The following is a 17123-nucleotide window of genomic DNA, read 5'->3' as shown; positions in this document are numbered from 1 at the left end:
TTGGGAGGGATTTTTTTGATATAAAACGGTCAAAACGTATCTCCATACACAATAAGCGCGGATAATATCACACGCAGCATATCAGGCAAAAAATCCCGCGTTTTATAAGTGTGATATCATAGACATATCAATATTGAGAGTCTGTATCGATGAAGAAGAAAAACAGCACGCCTACGCCGCATGATGCGACCTTCCGCCAGTTCCTTACACAGCCGGAAATCGCACGGGATTTTATGGAGATCCATCTTCCGGCAGAGCTACGCGCAATATGCGACCTCAGTACGCTAAAGCTTGAATCAGGCTCCTTTGTTGAAGATGATCTTCGCCAGTATTTTAGTGACGTGCTCTACAGCGTAGAGACAGTTGAAGGAACGGGCTATGTGCATGTTTTAATCGAACATCAAAGCTCACCCGATATTCATATGGCCTTTCGCATGACCCGCTATGCCATTGCAGCTATGCAGCGCCACCTCGACGCAGGCCATAAGAAACTGCCGCTGGTGATACCGATACTATTCTATGTTGGCAAACGCAGCCCGTATCCTTATACGACACGCTGGCTCGATGAGTTTGACGACCCTGAACTGGCGGCAAACATCTACGGCGGAGCCTATCCGCTGGTTGATGTCACTGTGATACCAGATGATGAAATCATGGGTCACCGCAGTATGGCCGCACTCACCCTGCTGCAAAAACACATTCATCAGCGCGATATCGCCACCCTGACGGACCGACTGGTGACGTTACTGATGGCAGATTATCTCTCTTCACCGCAGGTGATAGCGCTGATACACTATCTCGTACAAGCAGGCGAGTCCGCTGACTCTGAAGCTTTTGTTCGCGAACTGGCACAGCGTGTGCCGCAACACGGAGACGCACTTATGACCATCGCACAACAACTTGAACAGAAAGGCATTGAGAAAGGTCGAATGGAAGGCCGCATGGAGGGCATCCAAATCGGCGAGGAAAAAGGTCGCTACGAAGGCAAGCTCGAGGGCAAACTCGAAGTTGCTCGTACCATGCTACAAAATGGTCTCGATCGCGGTACCGTGATGAAAATGACCGGTCTTACCGCTGACGAACTGGAACAAATCCGCCACTAATCAATGGCCGCGATGCCTGTCTAAACAATAAACCCCCGTGAGTATCCTCTTACGGAGGTTTTTATTTGTCGCGATAGAGCGCTTAACGCGGTCGATACGTATTCTTCTTGTGCTTAAGGTCATGACGTTCACGGTTATCGTTGACTTCATTGCGCTCAAGCGAGGCCAAATAAGTTTCTTCATCAACGATACGATGCGTCGCCACAAATGCATCATCGCGCACTTCAGCTTTATCGTACCCCGCCATAACTCGCTGTTGTGGTTCTGTTAACGGTAGGATCTTCTTACCCTCTTGATTAAACCACGGCACTAAATCACAAGCTGACTCAACAAATTCTGTATCCCCACTAAACAACATTTTCTCACCCGATTTTTCTACGGCAAGAACCATTGCACCGGCAATATGCAGCCCATTCTGGGCATATGGATCAGCAATCTCAAGGCGACTACCTTTATCCTGAATCTGGATAATACCATCCTGCTTATACTGTATCGTTCCATCACGACTCACGGATTTTTCGTATCCCTGAATGTTATATGGTTTCGTGTCATCAGCCACTGCACAAACTATCGCATTTTCAGAGAGTGGCGGTGTTAACGCATCACGTTTATAACGATAAGACCATCCACGTAGACACGAAATCGCAGCCTGATCTTGTTTAAGGGCTTGCTGGCCAACCCACTCCTGTTTTGTCAGTTTGCGATTCGCAGGATGACTATAGAAAGCATTTCTTTCCTGTTTAATTTGCGCTTTTAAAGACTCAAATTCTTTTTGCCGTTCCGCTTCAAGAACACGGTAAACAGCCTTACGAATTAACGGATCGTCAAAGACAAAGCGAACCTGTTCTTTCTTCCATGCGTAGCGATTCGATAGCGCTTTAAACTGAGACGTAGCCTCAGTCCCTTCCATCTTCGGACGCTTGTAACCGTTGCTGTATTTTTTATAACGTTCGAACAGCTCACGTCGTGCAATCGCACGGGCTTCACGCCGAGCGGCTCTCGCATCCTCATCACGTTTATGCAAAAGGGGTTCATAGCGATACATATGAATCAGCGCATCATCGCCTTCATCATTTGTATCTAAAGTATATCGCCCTGCATCTTCCAGTTGCTCAAATGGACCAAGATCATCTTCCAAACAATTGAGCGTCAAGTCAGGATGTAAGTGACTTGCTTTGATCGGCGTTATGTCCTTCTCATCAAGAGAATAGATAGCGAGTCCTTTGCCTTTTTTATCAAGTCTTAAACCTTGTTTGACCAACAACTTGTGGAGTTCAAACCAGGTTAGTTCGTCTTTAACAATCAGCTTTTCCAAATCATCAGAACACGTTCTCATGGCATAGCTATGGAGACTTTCTTGATCGGCATAATACTCCATAGCTACCGAACCTTGAGGTACTGGCGGTTCATCTCGTTTTTTGTAAACGATCTGCTTATTCTCGTCCACGACATAACACCCATTAGTCGGGGTCCAGTCGTATTTAAGCTCAAGCTCTCGACAGGCCCGTTGCAACTTGAGACGAGTAAATGAATCATCAGCAGTATCGTAAGTGACAGGATGAACTCTGTTAACCGCTATGTGGCAGTGAATATTATTGGTATCAGTATGTATAGCCGCGACGTACTGATGCTCATCCATTCCAAAAGATTTTAACGTGTGTCTGACGCTATCAAACACTTCATCCTGATTTGGATTGTCACTGGTAGGCCAAGAAAGAATGTAGTGAAATACGGGGTCTTTACAGCGTGTGTTTTGCGAAGCGACAGCATTCATTTCAACAGCCGCTGTCGCTAAACTGAAGTTATTTGTTTCGCACAAAACACCATCAAACAGAACTCGCTGTCGGCCATCATCGTCAATATTCAACGTATGCATAGCCCCTTCATCACCACTTCTACTAACGTAGTCGACCAACCTATTGAATAGGCCATCTTTAGATTTAGGGCGACGCCAATCCGGATGTTCAGGCTCGAGTGGCATGTCCGGTTTATCTTCATCCCGAATGACGACATACGAGACAAGTTTTAGGAAACTACTTTTACCATCACGGCGCTTAGGAGGGATTCGTCCAATCATCGCTAGCCCCGCCCGACACGAAGAAGCGCATTCTGTAGTGCAACGAGTACCTGAGAATACTCTTTACTCATCACCCCCTCGCCCTCTTTGAAAAGGTGCTTTTGCAAGCCACCGAGACGACGAAGTTCCATAATCATTTCGGTATCACATTGAGCATCAATACGGCGGCCTAGCGCAGAACGACGCAAAAACTCCCCGAGGCTTAGCCCGGCGGCTTTCGCTTTTTCCTGAATGGCTTCCTTCTCTTCGGGAAGGCAGCGCACACTAGGAAGAAGTGCTGTTCTGTTTCGCTTCTCACTCTTGCTCATGTGACTCTCATCGCCCTTACTCTCGGTGTTCGGCTCGGGTTTATCGTATCAGGGGTGTCGGGGCTTCGCCCTGACCAAGACGTTTTGTAGGGGCCGACTGCGTGCAGGCGGTGCTACAAAACACATCTTGTCCCTTATTTTGAACTGGATTTCATCTATTATGCCCCGCATGGCCTGGTTTGTCACGACACCATGATGAGGTAAATTGGATAACCTAAAATGACGCATTATCGGTATAATTGCGGAATGACTCTGTTTAAATAGTGAAACAAGGTGGATTAGCATGGCTGCAAAGAATTTTTACACGCATGATCAGATTGAACTCGCGAAAATGAAGCTCGAAGAATTACCTGATTTATCTAAAAATAAAATATCGAGTAAAGATGCACTGGAAAGTCTTCACGCGCAGATTGTTGCGTTAGCGACACAAAAAGGCTATTCAGCGAAAGAAATTAAATCCGCATTGGAAACGTGTGAAATTGTAGTCAGTGAACGCGCAATTAGAGACTTACTTTCAGCAAGCAGTGGTTCTAAAAAGAAAGCTGTGGCGAAGAGTAAAAAAAGCGTCAATCAATCTCAAAACTAGCAGGTTGGCGCATCGATTGCGTAATGGTTCAATACCATTATGCAATCGCAGGGAAATAAAAAAAGCAGAGCATCAACTCTGCTTTCGCGTCTATCATACACGCTCTGGTAGCATGTCAGGGTAGCGGCGTGAAACAATATCGTTAATTTTATCCACCAACTCTGGGCGCTTAAATACAATGTGACCATTACCATTTTTATGGTACTTCACGAAAAAATATTCCCCTTCATAGACTTCACCAGAGAAACCATGATTGTCATAAAATAAAGTGAAATTTGCACCATCTGCAACGCGGTAATCTGGTACTGGTTTTCCCTCTAATACGTAGAATGGTTTCGCCAAATCATCCAGTTTTGCAACGCTGCTACAAGTTGCTTTTGTGTAACCTTTCCCCCACGTTTCAAGCAGACGTGAAACAATAATTTTCTTACCTAAACGACACGGGTTATTCGTTTTATAGTCCCATGATAACGCGCGAAACACGTCAATAACACCTTGCTCAAACGTATCACTTTTGCTTGCATTCAACTGTGTAAAGGTTGCGATAACCGTCTCAAGGGTGATTTCTGGCATGTCATCACTATGTAACTGCTTTTCCCATGCATCTTGTTGCTTACTACTCATCAAAGTGATCATGCCTGTTTCATTCATGAGGTATTGCCATATATCAACATCAATACCTTTTTTAATCACCTTGTCGTCACGTTTTGGATTTGATTCCCAGCGAACGGCATCGAAAACGCATTGCCCAAAGTTAACAGTAGAGAGATCACCACTGACCGATAAGAACAACGCCTTGGCGTCATGCAACATCGCCAGTCCATCCGCATACTTTTTCAATCCTTCGGCACGTATAGAAATAATGCGATCGATTTCCACTGATGGGATCAAGCCACCTGCCTGCTCTGTGCTGGAATCCATGTAAATCGAATCAGTTACACCATGATGAAGGGATAAAACCGTATTTTGCATAAATCATGCCTCTATTCGTCGTGTCAGAGAACCGCCTCATGCTTATGCATGAGGCGGAAAGTTAAATCAGGCGAAAGCCCGTTTTAATTCGAGGGCGCGCAACAATTGCCCCCAATCACTCCCACGCATAGCGGGAACCCTGACCGACTGGCGGCGACGTTGTTGTTTCACAATGTGCCGCCCAAAGGATTTCAACGCGGGCGCAATGGCCTGCGGTGAAATGTCTTCGTGGTAAACACGTTTTTGCTGTTTTTGCTTTACATGCGCCGCACAAGGCGCAATAATCGTGACTTCAGTTTTCATGGTTAAATCTCCATGTATTGATTGAAGCTGGTTTATCTTTGATACGGTCAAAACCAGCATGAGAGAGCAGGCGAAAGCCTGCTTTTTTTACATCTGTACGTTCGTATTTTTCGCTAATACCTCCTGTGTAATACGTTGAAGAATGGCCTGATGGGTGCAGGATTCGCGATCACAAAAATGGAAGTAACGCGCCCCCACTCGCACATAAATATCCGTCACATTCCCGCACACCATGTCAGCACTCATAAATGATTCGCTGTCTGTGTTCTCATCAAAAAAATACATCCAGTTAGCCGATAAATAGCGCCCTGCGGCGTCGTGAAAGGCCGCTACGCTGATTTCTACGGGCGCAGTAATTGATTTTTTTTCTTGCGCAAGCCAGTAGGCATGTTCGGCCTCGGCATCCCACAACATGCGATCGGTACTTGTGTAGTTGAGCGTCTGATACATAGATTTCTCCTTTGAAGCCTCTGGCTTCTTTCTGGTGTCATTCCGAACCGGTAGAACCGGCTGCGTGGCGTTTTTGCAGGAAGACGGTCAGCGACACGCGCGGCGTGAAAGTCCACAGGGGACGTGTTCATTTTTGAGACGAACTTGAGAGGACAAAAATTAATACGGCCAGCGCTTGCGCGGCCTGTTGACTTTCAGGTCCCGTGACGCAGGCTGATCTGCAAAAAGGAAACGTAGACGGCGCAAGGTGGAAGGTGACACGGAAAAGCCAGATTCATCTGGCTGCCTTAGCGCCCGACAGATAACTGTCGGGCAGTGAAAGCGGCTGGCCGCAAGGCCATGCAAGCGACGGGGTTGCGTCATGCGAGGGAAGCCCGTATGGGCAGAGACAGGCGCAGACTGGCTCTGTGCGTAGCACGAGCGCGCGGTCCGAAGGAGACGCCCTAGGGGGTAAGTCTTTAAAAATGACGTCGCACATGACGAATTATCATATTAATTAAGTGTCATTTTGGCACTTTACAATGCATTAAAAATTGCAAATCACATTAATTTAATTAGTATAAAGTGACAAAATGGCACTTTTAGAGAGACAAAAATGACGGGTTTTGAGCTTCGTTTATGGCGTCGTGGTTTTGGATGGGATCAAGAGAGAGCAGCCGAAGAATTGGGCATTAGCCTAAGAACTTACAAGCGTTATGAAAGTCGCAAAGAAATAGAAAAGATAGTTGAGTTGGCCACGGAAGCATTAACAGCAAGAGCGGAAAAGGGACGATGTTAAGCGCTGCCTGCTTGCAGGCAGCTTAATTCATCCGTCCCAGACGGCAGTTATGGTTGTCAGCACGCCCGATGCATAAGTTTGTTAGGCAGTAACAAGGTATCCAGCCATTGCTCAACGGGGGTTCGGCTCTCGAGCTCGTCATGCATATCGTTAAGCACCGCCCACAAAGGTTGTCCTGATAAAAATACCTGGCTACGTACACCGCAGAAACGTTGACTCCAGGCATGGACGCATTCAATGAGATCGTCATCGAAAATCCCCTGCCGTTCTTGGCGTTTATACCACGCTACTAGCTCACTCGGCGTAGTAAACGCCAGCTCAATCTGTGCCTGCGCCACCTGTGTTTGATAGCGGCGGCGCTTTTGCTGGCGCTGTTTGGCTTCAATTTTATCGACACGGGCAAACCGCAGTTCCCATTGTCTATTTTTTCGTTCTGATAGTCGGTAATGCTCATCGGGAAAATACTGCTTAACCGCGCTGCCCGACAGCGGCAGCGGGCAATCCATCCCTCGCGTCTCTATCAGTTTGTCGAGGGCGGCGATATAGTCCGACTTGGACGCCCCGCCCCGCTCTTTTGGCGAATAGTCACCGGCTGCAAAGCGAATATCTTTGGCAGTGATCCGCATTGCGCCGCCGCGTAAGTGCCGGAACAAAGCTCGCGCATAAGGATGTTGTCCGAGTTGCGTGCCGCGCAGCTGCTTGCGTTCGACATCGATGATGGCCTGCGTTGCCGCAAACTGATGGACGTTATGCGGAATGAGTGCAAGATGATTAGGGATCACGCTGCCACCTCCTGATAGTGCTGGGCTTCTTTTGCCAACAGAGCGTTAAGATGATCGGGCTGAAAATGTACATCAAAGTACAGGTCAACGACTTGACCGGCGCTATCAACTCGGCAAACAGACCATCCATCACACTCTGTTCCTGCACTCGATACGTACCACTCCGCCTCTGGCGACTCACCTTCTGGCGCAATCCTTAGCGTAACGGGATATAGCCCGCCAAACTCGCTGCCGTATTCAGCTTCAACGACACATCCCTGCGGTACTTTTAAAATATTCAATACAGAACACGACAGCACATGCCGATAGTCCTGACCGCGTTCGGCGAACTGTTCCAGTTCGTCAGCGCTCATCGCGTCTAACTCGGATTTTCTTAACAACGTTCCAATAAATTTCATGTTTTAAACCGCTGCCCTTTCGGGCAGCGTCTCCAAGTTAGGCGGCGTTCGCGATATGAGTATCAACGTCGTTCTGTGCATCAGATACGCTGTTTTGTGCATCAGATGCGGGCTTTTGTGCATCGGGCGTACACATCCAAGCAGGAACCCAGCGATTACTCCCCATTTTGCTTTCAGCCAGTTCGGCGGCATCGCCTTTTTTCATCTTGTCGGCGTCACGCGCGGCACCTGTCTGCCCTGCTTCGTTCAAGGCATCAATGATTTGCGGTTTTTTCAGATGATCGAAGAAGTTTGCTTTCGTCGGTTGCCACCAATCGCGCATATGGAAATCAAGAGCAGTTTCAAGCGTATCGAGCGGACTGCGTGATGTATGCCCCATGTCGCGGGTCTGAACACCATCAACCGAGCATGCGGTGCAATATGCCATCAGCGCCATGAGAACAGAGTTATCCAGCGTAAAGAAGGTGATAAAGTCTTTCTCCCAACCTTCTGGTAAGAGCGCTTCCAGCCGTGCTTTTTCTTGCATCAACGTAATGTAGGCCATTCCTTCCTCACCCGATGGCGCATTATCCGTCAGAGAATAATGTGACACGGTCAAGCCGATCACGAACGGGTGGCGAGTCGTTGTGCATCCTAAATACACATGCGTACACAAGCGCCAAGCGAGCAGCGCCAGCGCTTTTTCAGGCTGTAATAACAAGGCAGCTTGTACCGCAAGAGTGCGTTCAGATGACATTTTTGTCAGCAGAGGAAGACTGATAGCCTCAACGGGTTCGCGTGGGCTTTCGTTATCGACATTTTTATTGATAACTAACGGCTCTTGCTGGGTGTCCTCGGATACGTTCGCCGTATTATCGGCCTCAATGCGCAGCATCACACCACGCTGGATATAGAGAACGCCATCCGTCAGCGAGGCCACGACACCGCCTCGAATGCGATCAACATAAAGCCATGCGCGGTTTTCGGCCTGTTCTGTGAGCATCTCAATGTTTTCATTGAGTTGCATAACACGGTCGAAATTTTCATCCGTATCAGCAAGCGCGTTTCGTTCCGCTTCCCACTCGGCAATTTGAATCAGTTCTTGTGCGGTCAAATCGGCGTCAGGCTGTGTTTCTAAGCGATACTGCTGCGCATCTTCGCCGTAATTGCGCACCTTTGACAAACGGCCTTCTGACCACTTCCAGCCCTCGGCGTCGGCAATCTCTTTTGCCTCTGCGTGAAGTTTTTCACGCGTCAATCGTTCCAGTAATGCGGGATCAGTAATAAAGCCCTCATCGGTAAACAGGTCATAGCGAAAATCGCCACCCGCTTGCTCGTAAGCCTCGCGCCCGACAAAGTTTAGCTGAATGTTGTTTTCGGCGGAGATTTCATCACACAACACCTCACGACGCAGCGCATCCGGTCGTTGCTCATAAGAATATCCCGCCAGCGCGTTCTGCCATACGTTTAACTGGCGCTGATGGTCTTCGTTAGCGGATAGAGCTTGCAGCTGATCGAGGTTGATAGTATCGGTGGCCAGTGCCTCAAGTAACGCTGGAGCCATCCCCGCTAACCGTAGGCATTTCTGCACATGGCGCGTGGTATAGCCGAGCACACTGCCGATTTGCGCGGGGTTTTTGCCGGACTCACTGAGCGTCATAAACGCACGGATTTGGTCGGCGGGGTGCGTATCCTCACGATGGCTGTTTTCTGTTAGTGACAGCGTCACCGCCATATCCTCAGATACCACTTTGACCGGAACGAGATAGCCATTATCGATATCTCCCGCCGCTAATAACTGTTGCAGGGCGGCTAAACGGCGTCCCCCTGCGGCGACACCTAACAGGCCATCTGGCTGTTCAAACGCCACCAGATTCTGCAAAACCCCAACCGCTTTAATGCTCTCGGCAAGCTCTGCCAGTTTGGCTGCATCAGGGGCTTGTTTACGCACGTTCAGCGTCGAATGGACGAGTGAACTTACGGTAATTATAGAAACGGGAATATCACGCAGCGCGGTGTTAGCTGCTTCGGCCTGTGCCGCTGGGGCAGTTTTCTTGCTCGCTTTACTCGCATTACGGGTTGATTTAGCATTGGTCACTGACATAGTTGATACTCCTATCAAGTTATTGATGATTGTCTGCCGGACGCCCACCGTCCGGCACCTCACTTACTGCTTACTGCGTTTTACGGATGCCATAATTTACGATGTAGCGGTTAAGCCAATACGCGCCCTCCGGTTCAAAATTCCATGTACGCCAGACCATTTCACCATTCTTACGAACCACTAGACGAAAGTGCGTCCCCTGATCGTCTTCGATAGCGACGTTCTCATACTGCGCGGCGACCTCTACTGCGTGTTCGCGGGTGAAGGTGCCATCGGACAGGGACTTTAATGGCTTGGCCTCGGTAATGTCTGACATCGTATTTCTCCTGTTTAAGCCCTGCTCTCGCAGGGCTGGTAAATCCTAGAATGGGATCGAATCGTCATAATCCATCGGCGGGAATTCCCCCGTCTGTGGCGGCTGAGGTTCCGGCTGAGCGGCGGCCTTGGACTTTTTGCCTTTGCCGTCTTTTTTAGCTGCGGGAGCTGCTGCCTGTTGTTGTGGCTGACCGCTGGTCTGCGGGGCTGGGGCTGGGGTTGGGTTGGCTTCACGACGATTGCCCAACATTTGCATTGTGCCGCCCACGTTGACGATAATTTCCGTGGTGTAACGCTCAATGCCCTGTGTGTCTGTCCATTTGCGGGTCTGTAAAGCGCCCTCGATGTAGATTTGCGAACCTTTTTGCAGATATTCCCCTGCGATTTCAGCCAACTTGCCAAACACCACAACGCGATGCCATTCGGTTTTTTCTTTTTGTTCGCCCGTTTGCTTATCGCGCCATGTTTCTGAGGTAGCCAGTGACAAATTGGCAACTGCGCCACCGTTCGGCATGTAGCGTACTTCGGGTTCTTGGCCTAAATGTCCCACTAAAATCACTTTATTAACGCCTTTGCTCGCCATCATGTTGCTCCTTGAAGCCTCTGGCTTCTTTCTGGTGTATTTCCCTCTGCCGGATTTTTCCGGGGCGAGGGGCTTTTCGTGGGAAGACGGTAGCGACAGGCGCGGCGGTAAAGTCCACAGGGGGTGCGTTCATTTTTTGAGACGAACTTGAGAGGAAAAAAAAATTAATGCGGCCAGCGCTGGCGCGGCCTGTTGACTTTTCCGTCCCCTGACGCAGGCTGACCCACGAAAACACAGCGCTCAGGATAGGGCGTAAAGAAAGGACACCGGAAAGAGGCCAGATTTATCTGGCCCCCTTAGCGCCGGCAGCTTCATCGCCGGCAGTGAAAGCGGCGTGACCAACTGGTCACAGCAAGCGATTCTGTTGACCTGCCAGCAACGGCTCTACCCCGCATGGGCGCAGACACCTTGCGTGGCTGCGTAAAACTTGGCGTGCCCGTTTGTTTGGGCGCGACTAGTTGTGTCAGTCGTCGTGTGTCGGAACGGCGCACGCCCTTGGGTGCCCCAAAGTCCCTTGTGTATATTTTGGAGAGATAAGCGAAACAGCCCCAACAGCAGAAGGATGTATATCCAGAAGAAGATCGAAAAGACGAAGAGGAAAGAGATCATGGAGAGGAAGAAGAACAGCCATAGTCGGAATGGAAACACAACGCAACACACTACCCTGACATCACGAAACGGGGAGATAAGCGGTGCGTTAGCACCGCTGCATTCCCGTGCGCCAACGGCGCGTGTTTTTTTCGGCGCGGACAGACAGAGGACACCTCCCCTGCCTGATATCGAATAAGACAGTTAGGCACGAAGTCTGATTATCGCCGTCGCCACATCGGTATATGAAAACGTGCCGCGCGGCAGCTCCTCCCAAACATCGCAAAGCGGCTTGAGTATTTTTTGTTGGCGGGGGCCATTGAGACAAATCGCCGTTAGCAGCCCTGCGGGCTTTAATAGCGACAGGGCGCGCTGTATATGTCGAATATCCTGCGCATGGTTAAAGGGCGGATTCATGATGATTTTGTCGTACTGGACCGCCTGCCCATATTCCATAAAATCGCCGCACCAGACATTAACACCAGGAAACGCTCCCCGCAGATGCCCCACTAACGCCGCGTTAAGTTCCACCGCATCGCACCGCGCAGACGGGGCGGCGTGTTTGATTGCGCGTAAAATCGCCCCTGTTCCGGCGCTCGGCTCTAGTATGTAATCAGTATTCTTAACCTCCGCCAGTGTCACCAACCGCTTACAGGCGGGTTCTGGCGTCACAAAAAGCTGAGAGGCCGCGCTCACTTCAACCACTGGGGCGCGTTCATCGAGTTTTGCGCGCATCGTCTCAATGCGCTGTTTCAAATCGGTATTCATCATGTTCCCTTTTATGGCTCCCCGACAACGTCGGGGAGCACCCTTATTATTTTTTAGGAATTTCAACGGTTTTCATGTCGGTTATATACACCGTTAGCAGTGTGCAGCCGGTGGACATCACACGGCGGTAGCGGTACGCGCCATGCTCATCATTTTCAGCAACGCCACGCACACCCTTATAATCAGATGGCGTTTTTGCCCATTCGGCCTTTGTCATCGCTTTGAAGCCCTCCTCCTGATAATTGACGATAGGCGGGCGCTTTGCGGCGTTCTTGGCGGCGATCGCTTCTTCATCTGAAGGGGCTTTGTAGTCTGTGATGCGGTCAGGGGTGAGTTTCATCGTGCCTCTGAGCCCAACAAAACTATAGTGAGATGTCTCAATCGAGCTCACATCACCATTGCTTTTGTTGATGCGGATAATGCTCAACCACTCCCCGCGGCTTAACACCTGCCCGCCGATTTGGAATTCATTAGCACGGGTAATAATGCTACCGGCTTCGTTCAGCATCCCGCGCTCATAGCTTAGGCGGTTGCGGTAGTGCGCCGCCCAGCGTTGACGATGTTTCACGCTTTTTTCATGATTGGGGATCGCAATATCTCGGGCTTGTTCGGCGTCAATAATGCCCTCACTTAGGGCTGACCACAGGGACATAAACCCTTCATACTGGCTAATTTCTGCCGAGCGCGGGTACTTTTCGAGCGTGAAACAGCACGAAATATGATCATAATTACTGATAGCGCGCGCCATATTGAGATCAAGATTATCCGAGCGCCAGAGCTTCAAAAATTTCTCAGAAGCTACAATGTTTTTTTCAGCCTTACGTAAATCAGCCTCGATTTTTTTAATGCGGCGATAGCGAACGTCTGAGCGCTCTTTATATTTGGCATGTTTGAGGGATGCCTGCGCGCGCTCTTCCCAATATCCCGCGCGTTCAAACAACATCACGACGCGCTTCATTCCATTATCAATTTTTTTGGCGTGGTTACGCGCTTTACGTTCGCTGTGATGTCCGATGAGGATCGGCTGTCCAAGCGGAATGGCTGACGTTAGCGCATCAACATGCGCGAGCGCCTGCTCTGATTCTGCGGCGCGTTTTGAGCTGTAGTCGTTGAACCGCTCGGCGCGTTCTTCCTGACGCTCAAACAAGGTGCTGTCCTCGTCCTCAATATCACCCGCCAGAGAGATCAGCAAATCTTCACGCGATGGCGTCCATGCTGGCGCCACAAAAAACCCTTGTTTAGGTGCCCATTTGAAGCCCACGGCATGGACTTTTGAATAGGTTTCATCATCGAGATATTGCGATGCATAAAGACGCAGCTTGTTATCGTCAGGGGAATAGGTTGCACGATAGGTCGGTGCGTGGTTTTCAAAAGATGCATTTGTAGGCTTCGCTGTCGCGCCTTGGGTGTTGAGTTGTGGCATGTTTAAATCTCCTTATGGGGTTGAAGTGATGCTTTTGTGAGTATTCGCCGTCGCACACGTGTTCAAACCACACGAAGGAGCGCTGACAAGGCCGCCGAAGGCGTTCATACCAGCCTTGTCAGCTTGAGCGAGGAAGTGTGGTTGAATACATAGCGACGGTTGGAGTTACTCACGAGCGTTCACACGCCAAAGGGTGAAACAGGACACAATCGCGTAACGGGCATAGCGGCAGCGAAGACGTTACGCCCCTTAGCGCCGGCAGTCCCCTCGACGGCAGTGAAAGCGGCGTGACCAATAAGGTCACAGCAAGCGATGCTGTTGACCTTCCAGCAACGGCTCTACCCCGAATGGGCGCAGACGCGCAGGCGTGGCTGCGTAAAACTTGGCGTGCCCGGAAATCTGGGCGCGACTAGTTGTGTCAGTCGTCGTGTGTCGGAACGGCGCACGCCTTGGGTGCCCCAAAGAGTGATTTTGGGTGTGTTAAGGAGCAATGAAAAAAAGACCAATAGCAGAACGACGCACAGTGAGATAAAGAAAATGAAGAAGAAGATAAAAATTGGGGAGAGGAAGAAGAACAGCCATAGTCGGTATGGAAACACAACGCAACACACTACCCTGACATCACGAAACGGGAGGATAAGCGGTGCGTTAGCACCGCATACCTTCCCGTGCGCCAACGGCGCACACGGGGTTTCGGCACGGCCAGACAGGCGCTCCGAACGCCTGCCATCATACTTACTGCCCTTTGCCACCCTGTAAGATGAAATGGCCACCAATATATACAGCACACTGACAGGTCATGAAGTAACAAATTTCATCCATGACCTGTGGGGTCGTGAGTTCCCGCTGACCGGAATCACGTCGACGTGCATTAATTAATGCCTTGTATTGACGCAATATTTCGCGGGTTTCCGGCGCAAGTTTCATCGTTATATCCTTAACCGGCGGTTTCACCGCCGCATAGTATTTAGTTTGTGAAAACATAACCGTCATGGAAAACATAGCCGCTGCTGAACAGGTCACGCGCATAGGCTTTAAAATCGAAGTAGCAGCGAAGTAGATCCGGCACCTCATTGAGCAAGCCGTTATCCTCAACCATCTCCAGAGCATAGTCTTCTTCGCTTTCTGCCTCGCCCCGATATGCATCATCAAAAGCGTCATAATCACACTGGCCGGTATACTCCGCCCACGCGATAAAAGCGGCTTCGCTGCCTTCTGCTTCAGCGCGTTGGTAAGCAGCGACAAAATCCCAGTCAATAGCACTTTCGCAGACGAACTTTGATGGGATATTTTCCCAGTCCTGAAACATAAATTCTGCATCCATTTCATCGGCATGCAGTGCTCGGCAAGCCTCATAAAATTCGGCTCTGTCGTCAAAATCCGTCAGGTCTAGCCATTTGCCGTAAATGCTGCCGCAGTTGTATTTGTGGTAGGTGCCCACGTAGACAGAAGGTGTGGTGGTTGCATTGCCCATAATAAAATCCTCCGAGGTCAGTGTCGTCTGTGCTCCGGCTTACGCCGTGCCGATACGACAGCCCTGCGGCGAGTGGCCGATGCAAGGGCGCCGTCCTTCCACACATCGCCTCTGGACGGCGGGAGTTGAACGGTGAGAGCGCGAAGCTTGAGCGCACGAACGACGGGAAAATCACGGCGGGAAGAGGCATAAATAGCGACGGCGGCGAAGCCTCCCTTGCATCGGCCACGTCAGGGCTAAAGTTGCGGCACGGCGTTAGCCGTCACAACACCGCAATAACAGAGAGCGGTTCATTGTCCGGCCAAGCCTGCGGGGATTGGCCGATAGATAGCCGAGCCTGCGACGTCCTTATTGCCTGTATCAGACGAAAAAAGAGGGGCACTGCCCCTCCTCCTTTATGATGCTCTCACACCGGCCAGCGCATCGCGCAGGCTATTCATTTCACGCCGGCCCTCTATGATAACGTCGTGTAGCACCGTCCAATCCAACCATTGGTGAGGGGGGCATTCAGGCAAACGCAACACATCCTCTTGTAGACCGTGGGAAAGAATATGTTCAACTGATTCACACACCAGATACAGCTCAATAGCGCCAAATCGAGCGCCTTTGTTAAGGATCGCGTCCAGCACCTCGGGCAGCGTATCGTCGTTTTCATCCAACCAACCCGGCTGGTCACTTTCTTTAGCCACAAGGCGGAAACGGCGTGTCTGGCGCTCAAACACCGTTTGTCCGGTTGACATTAACGCGGCCTGAATGCGTCGTGAATCTGCCAAAACTTGAGCACATACCGTCATAATCGCCTCGCGTATACAGGTTAGGACAATGGTGAGTTCCTCCTGCGTGAGCCATTGCGCGGCAAAGGGAATGGCAATCTGTGTTGCGTCCCCCGGCAGCATCGGCTCTTGCGTGTATCGGTTGCCATATAGCACTAACTCGGCTTGGCTGCCCGTTAGCTTGTCGATGGCATCTTCCAGCCGATAACGCATCGGGGCCAACGTCTGGCGGGTATACGGCTGCAAGACAGTCACCAGCTCGGCGGCGTTCAATCGCGCGTAAATGCTTATCCAACCCGGCCAGCGCCCTGGATAGCATTGGACGACATCAATATGCTCAGGCCATCCCTGCGCTAATATCAGCGCCCTACCGTGATAGCAAATCAGGGCGTTGAGTGCGGTATTTTCATTATTTTCGTGCATATGAAGCACCTCAAATCAAAGGGGTATTCACGCCGCGCACGGCGGCGTGAATAACGATTAAGACTGCAACAATTTGCGTATCTGGATCAGGTCGTTAAGTTTGTGCTGCATCCCTTCGGGGATCTCGCGGTTCTCGTCGCGTGATTGCCACTCTTTCGGCCATAAGGCTTGCTCGGCTAACGTCACCACGCGGGTTAACAGGCTGGCTGGCAGCGTGACCTGCTGCATTTCGTCCTTCACGTCATTGAGCAAGTTTCCCGCAAGGTCGGCCCCCACACCGTTTAAATGGTGATCGTCTATCGCACCTATTTTGGCTAACACCGCTTTCACTTCCTCGTCGTTGAGTGAGAGATCCCAACCTTCGGCAAACGCCGCCATGTCGTCGGCGGTCCAAATCAGGAGTGCCAGCGGCGTATCGGCAGAAAAGCCTTCTTCAAGTTGCGCGCAAATGTGTTGTCGTGTTCCGTACATGGCTATCTCCTAATCTTTAAAAGATTCATCGAGGGTTAACACTTCGCAATATGCTTTGAGATATAACGCATTGATACGGCGTAAGGTTTGCGATGCCAACAGTACCGGCAGCGATTCAGCTTGGTAGTTGTATTGCTGCTCAAGCCCGTTGAGCGTCTGGCGTAAATCGCACATGGCGTTGGCCAGTGCCGCCACGTCGGCACGTAGTCCTTCGAATCCGTCGTAGTTCATTACGCAGCCTCCGGTAGCCATTCATCATTTGCGGCGGGTTGTTGCATGGCACGCTGGACCGTCATAAGACGGGCGCGCCCTGCTTTGTGATACTGCTCAAGGAGCTCGATGCCGATGTAACGACGTCCAGCTTGAAGGGCTGCGACGCAGGTCGAACCGCTGCCTGCAAAGGGGTCTAACACAATCGCGCCAGGGGCGGTAAAAGACTCGATGATCGGTTGTAAGCTCGTGACT

At 50.5% G+C, this 17123-nt stretch carries 21 protein-coding genes; 3 read left to right on the top strand and 18 right to left on the bottom strand.

All coding sequences use genetic code 11. The annotated features are described in order from the left end of the window. The first annotated feature begins 149 nt into the window (after positions 1-149). Positions 150-1103 (top strand): Rpn family recombination-promoting nuclease/putative transposase, encoded by a 954-nt coding sequence (locus tag M988_RS21435; protein WP_064575750.1) that lies wholly within the window; start codon positions 150-152, stop codon positions 1101-1103. An 82-nt stretch (positions 1104-1185) separates the two neighbouring features. Here M988_RS21435 and traI read toward each other — a convergent pair whose 3' ends face one another. Further along, positions 1186-3180: a TraI/MobA(P) family conjugative relaxase gene (gene traI / locus M988_RS21430; RefSeq protein ID WP_064575749.1), complete on the bottom strand. Its 1995-nt coding sequence runs from the start codon at positions 3178-3180 to the stop codon at positions 1186-1188. A gap of 2 nt (positions 3181-3182) precedes the next feature. Continuing rightward, complete coding sequence (gene mobA, locus M988_RS21425; protein WP_064575744.1) at positions 3183-3488, bottom strand: plasmid mobilization protein MobA; 306 nt, start codon at positions 3486-3488, stop codon at positions 3183-3185. A gap of 283 nt (positions 3489-3771) precedes the next feature. Here mobA and M988_RS21420 point away from each other — a divergent pair, with 283 nt between their 5' ends. Next, entirely contained in the window at positions 3772-4074 is a 303-nt protein-coding gene (locus tag M988_RS21420; protein ID WP_064575742.1) for a hypothetical protein, read from the top strand. Positions 4075-4167: 93 nt separating this feature from the next. Here M988_RS21420 and M988_RS21415 read toward each other — a convergent pair whose 3' ends face one another. The 3 genes from M988_RS21415 to M988_RS21405 form a co-directional block, all read right to left on the bottom strand. Then, positions 4168-5046 carry a DUF4942 domain-containing protein gene (locus M988_RS21415; protein WP_396255156.1) on the bottom strand — a complete coding sequence of 293 codons (879 nt, stop codon included), beginning with the start codon at positions 5044-5046 and terminating at the stop codon, positions 4168-4170. A 66-nt stretch (positions 5047-5112) separates the two neighbouring features. Continuing rightward, complete coding sequence (locus M988_RS21410) at positions 5113-5349, bottom strand: hypothetical protein (RefSeq protein ID WP_043495535.1); 237 nt, start codon at positions 5347-5349, stop codon at positions 5113-5115. 87 nt (positions 5350-5436) lie between these two features. Then, complete coding sequence (locus M988_RS21405; RefSeq protein WP_064575741.1) at positions 5437-5799, bottom strand: hypothetical protein; 363 nt, start codon at positions 5797-5799, stop codon at positions 5437-5439. A gap of 595 nt (positions 5800-6394) precedes the next feature. Here M988_RS21405 and M988_RS21400 point away from each other — a divergent pair. Beyond that, a complete protein-coding gene (locus tag M988_RS21400) occupies positions 6395-6577 on the top strand; it encodes a helix-turn-helix domain-containing protein (RefSeq protein ID WP_064575739.1) in 183 nt (60 codons plus the stop codon). 56 nt (positions 6578-6633) lie between these two features. On the opposite strand, the gene M988_RS21395 is transcribed toward M988_RS21400, so the two are convergent. From M988_RS21395 to M988_RS21330, 13 genes are all read right to left on the bottom strand, one after another. Further along, positions 6634-7359: a plasmid SOS inhibition protein A gene (locus M988_RS21395; RefSeq protein WP_064575737.1), complete on the bottom strand. Its 726-nt coding sequence runs from the start codon at positions 7357-7359 to the stop codon at positions 6634-6636. Continuing rightward, complete coding sequence (locus tag M988_RS21390; protein ID WP_052959252.1) at positions 7356-7757, bottom strand: conjugation system SOS inhibitor PsiB family protein; 402 nt, start codon at positions 7755-7757, stop codon at positions 7356-7358. The genes M988_RS21395 and M988_RS21390 overlap by 4 nt, the downstream gene beginning before the upstream one ends. 37 nt (positions 7758-7794) lie before the next feature. Then, the gene (locus tag M988_RS21385; protein ID WP_064575732.1) at positions 7795-9840 is read right to left on the bottom strand and encodes a ParB/RepB/Spo0J family partition protein; all 2046 of its coding nucleotides are present in this window, start codon (positions 9838-9840) and stop codon (positions 7795-7797) included. A gap of 70 nt (positions 9841-9910) precedes the next feature. Then, positions 9911-10156 (bottom strand): DUF905 domain-containing protein, encoded by a 246-nt coding sequence (locus M988_RS21380; protein WP_064575730.1) that lies wholly within the window; start codon positions 10154-10156, stop codon positions 9911-9913. A gap of 45 nt (positions 10157-10201) precedes the next feature. Continuing rightward, positions 10202-10738, bottom strand: coding sequence for a single-stranded DNA-binding protein (locus tag M988_RS21375; RefSeq protein ID WP_064575727.1), 537 nt, complete (start codon positions 10736-10738; stop codon positions 10202-10204). Positions 10739-11530: 792 nt separating this feature from the next. Beyond that, positions 11531-12094, bottom strand: coding sequence for a class I SAM-dependent methyltransferase (locus tag M988_RS21365; protein ID WP_064575723.1), 564 nt, complete (start codon positions 12092-12094; stop codon positions 11531-11533). Between the two features lie 46 nt (positions 12095-12140). Beyond that, positions 12141-13517 carry a DUF3560 domain-containing protein gene (locus M988_RS21360; protein ID WP_064575721.1) on the bottom strand — a complete coding sequence of 459 codons (1377 nt, stop codon included), beginning with the start codon at positions 13515-13517 and terminating at the stop codon, positions 12141-12143. Positions 13518-14252: 735 nt separating this feature from the next. Next, positions 14253-14444 carry a hypothetical protein gene (locus M988_RS21355; RefSeq protein ID WP_064575720.1) on the bottom strand — a complete coding sequence of 64 codons (192 nt, stop codon included), beginning with the start codon at positions 14442-14444 and terminating at the stop codon, positions 14253-14255. A gap of 40 nt (positions 14445-14484) precedes the next feature. Then, positions 14485-14991 carry an antirestriction protein ArdA gene (locus M988_RS21350; protein ID WP_064575716.1) on the bottom strand — a complete coding sequence of 169 codons (507 nt, stop codon included), beginning with the start codon at positions 14989-14991 and terminating at the stop codon, positions 14485-14487. A 395-nt stretch (positions 14992-15386) separates the two neighbouring features. Beyond that, positions 15387-16187, bottom strand: coding sequence for a hypothetical protein (locus M988_RS21345; protein WP_064575714.1), 801 nt, complete (start codon positions 16185-16187; stop codon positions 15387-15389). Positions 16188-16244: 57 nt separating this feature from the next. Continuing rightward, on the bottom strand, positions 16245-16658 hold the full coding sequence (locus M988_RS21340) for a DUF1380 family protein (RefSeq protein ID WP_064575711.1): 414 nt from the start codon (positions 16656-16658) through the stop codon (positions 16245-16247). Positions 16659-16667: 9 nt separating this feature from the next. Then, positions 16668-16889, bottom strand: coding sequence for a hypothetical protein (locus M988_RS21335; RefSeq protein ID WP_064575709.1), 222 nt, complete (start codon positions 16887-16889; stop codon positions 16668-16670). After that, a partial coding sequence (locus M988_RS21330) for a DNA methyltransferase (RefSeq protein WP_282956182.1) occupies positions 16889-17123 on the bottom strand: 235 nt, incomplete at its 5' end. The genes M988_RS21335 and M988_RS21330, both read right to left, overlap by 1 nt.

The organism is Hafnia paralvei ATCC 29927, from assembly GCF_001655005.1.
GTDB classification, from domain to species: domain Bacteria; phylum Pseudomonadota; class Gammaproteobacteria; order Enterobacterales; family Enterobacteriaceae; genus Hafnia; species Hafnia paralvei.
Note: the sequence above shows the minus strand (reverse complement) of the source record. Positions and strands in the feature narration are given on the sequence as shown.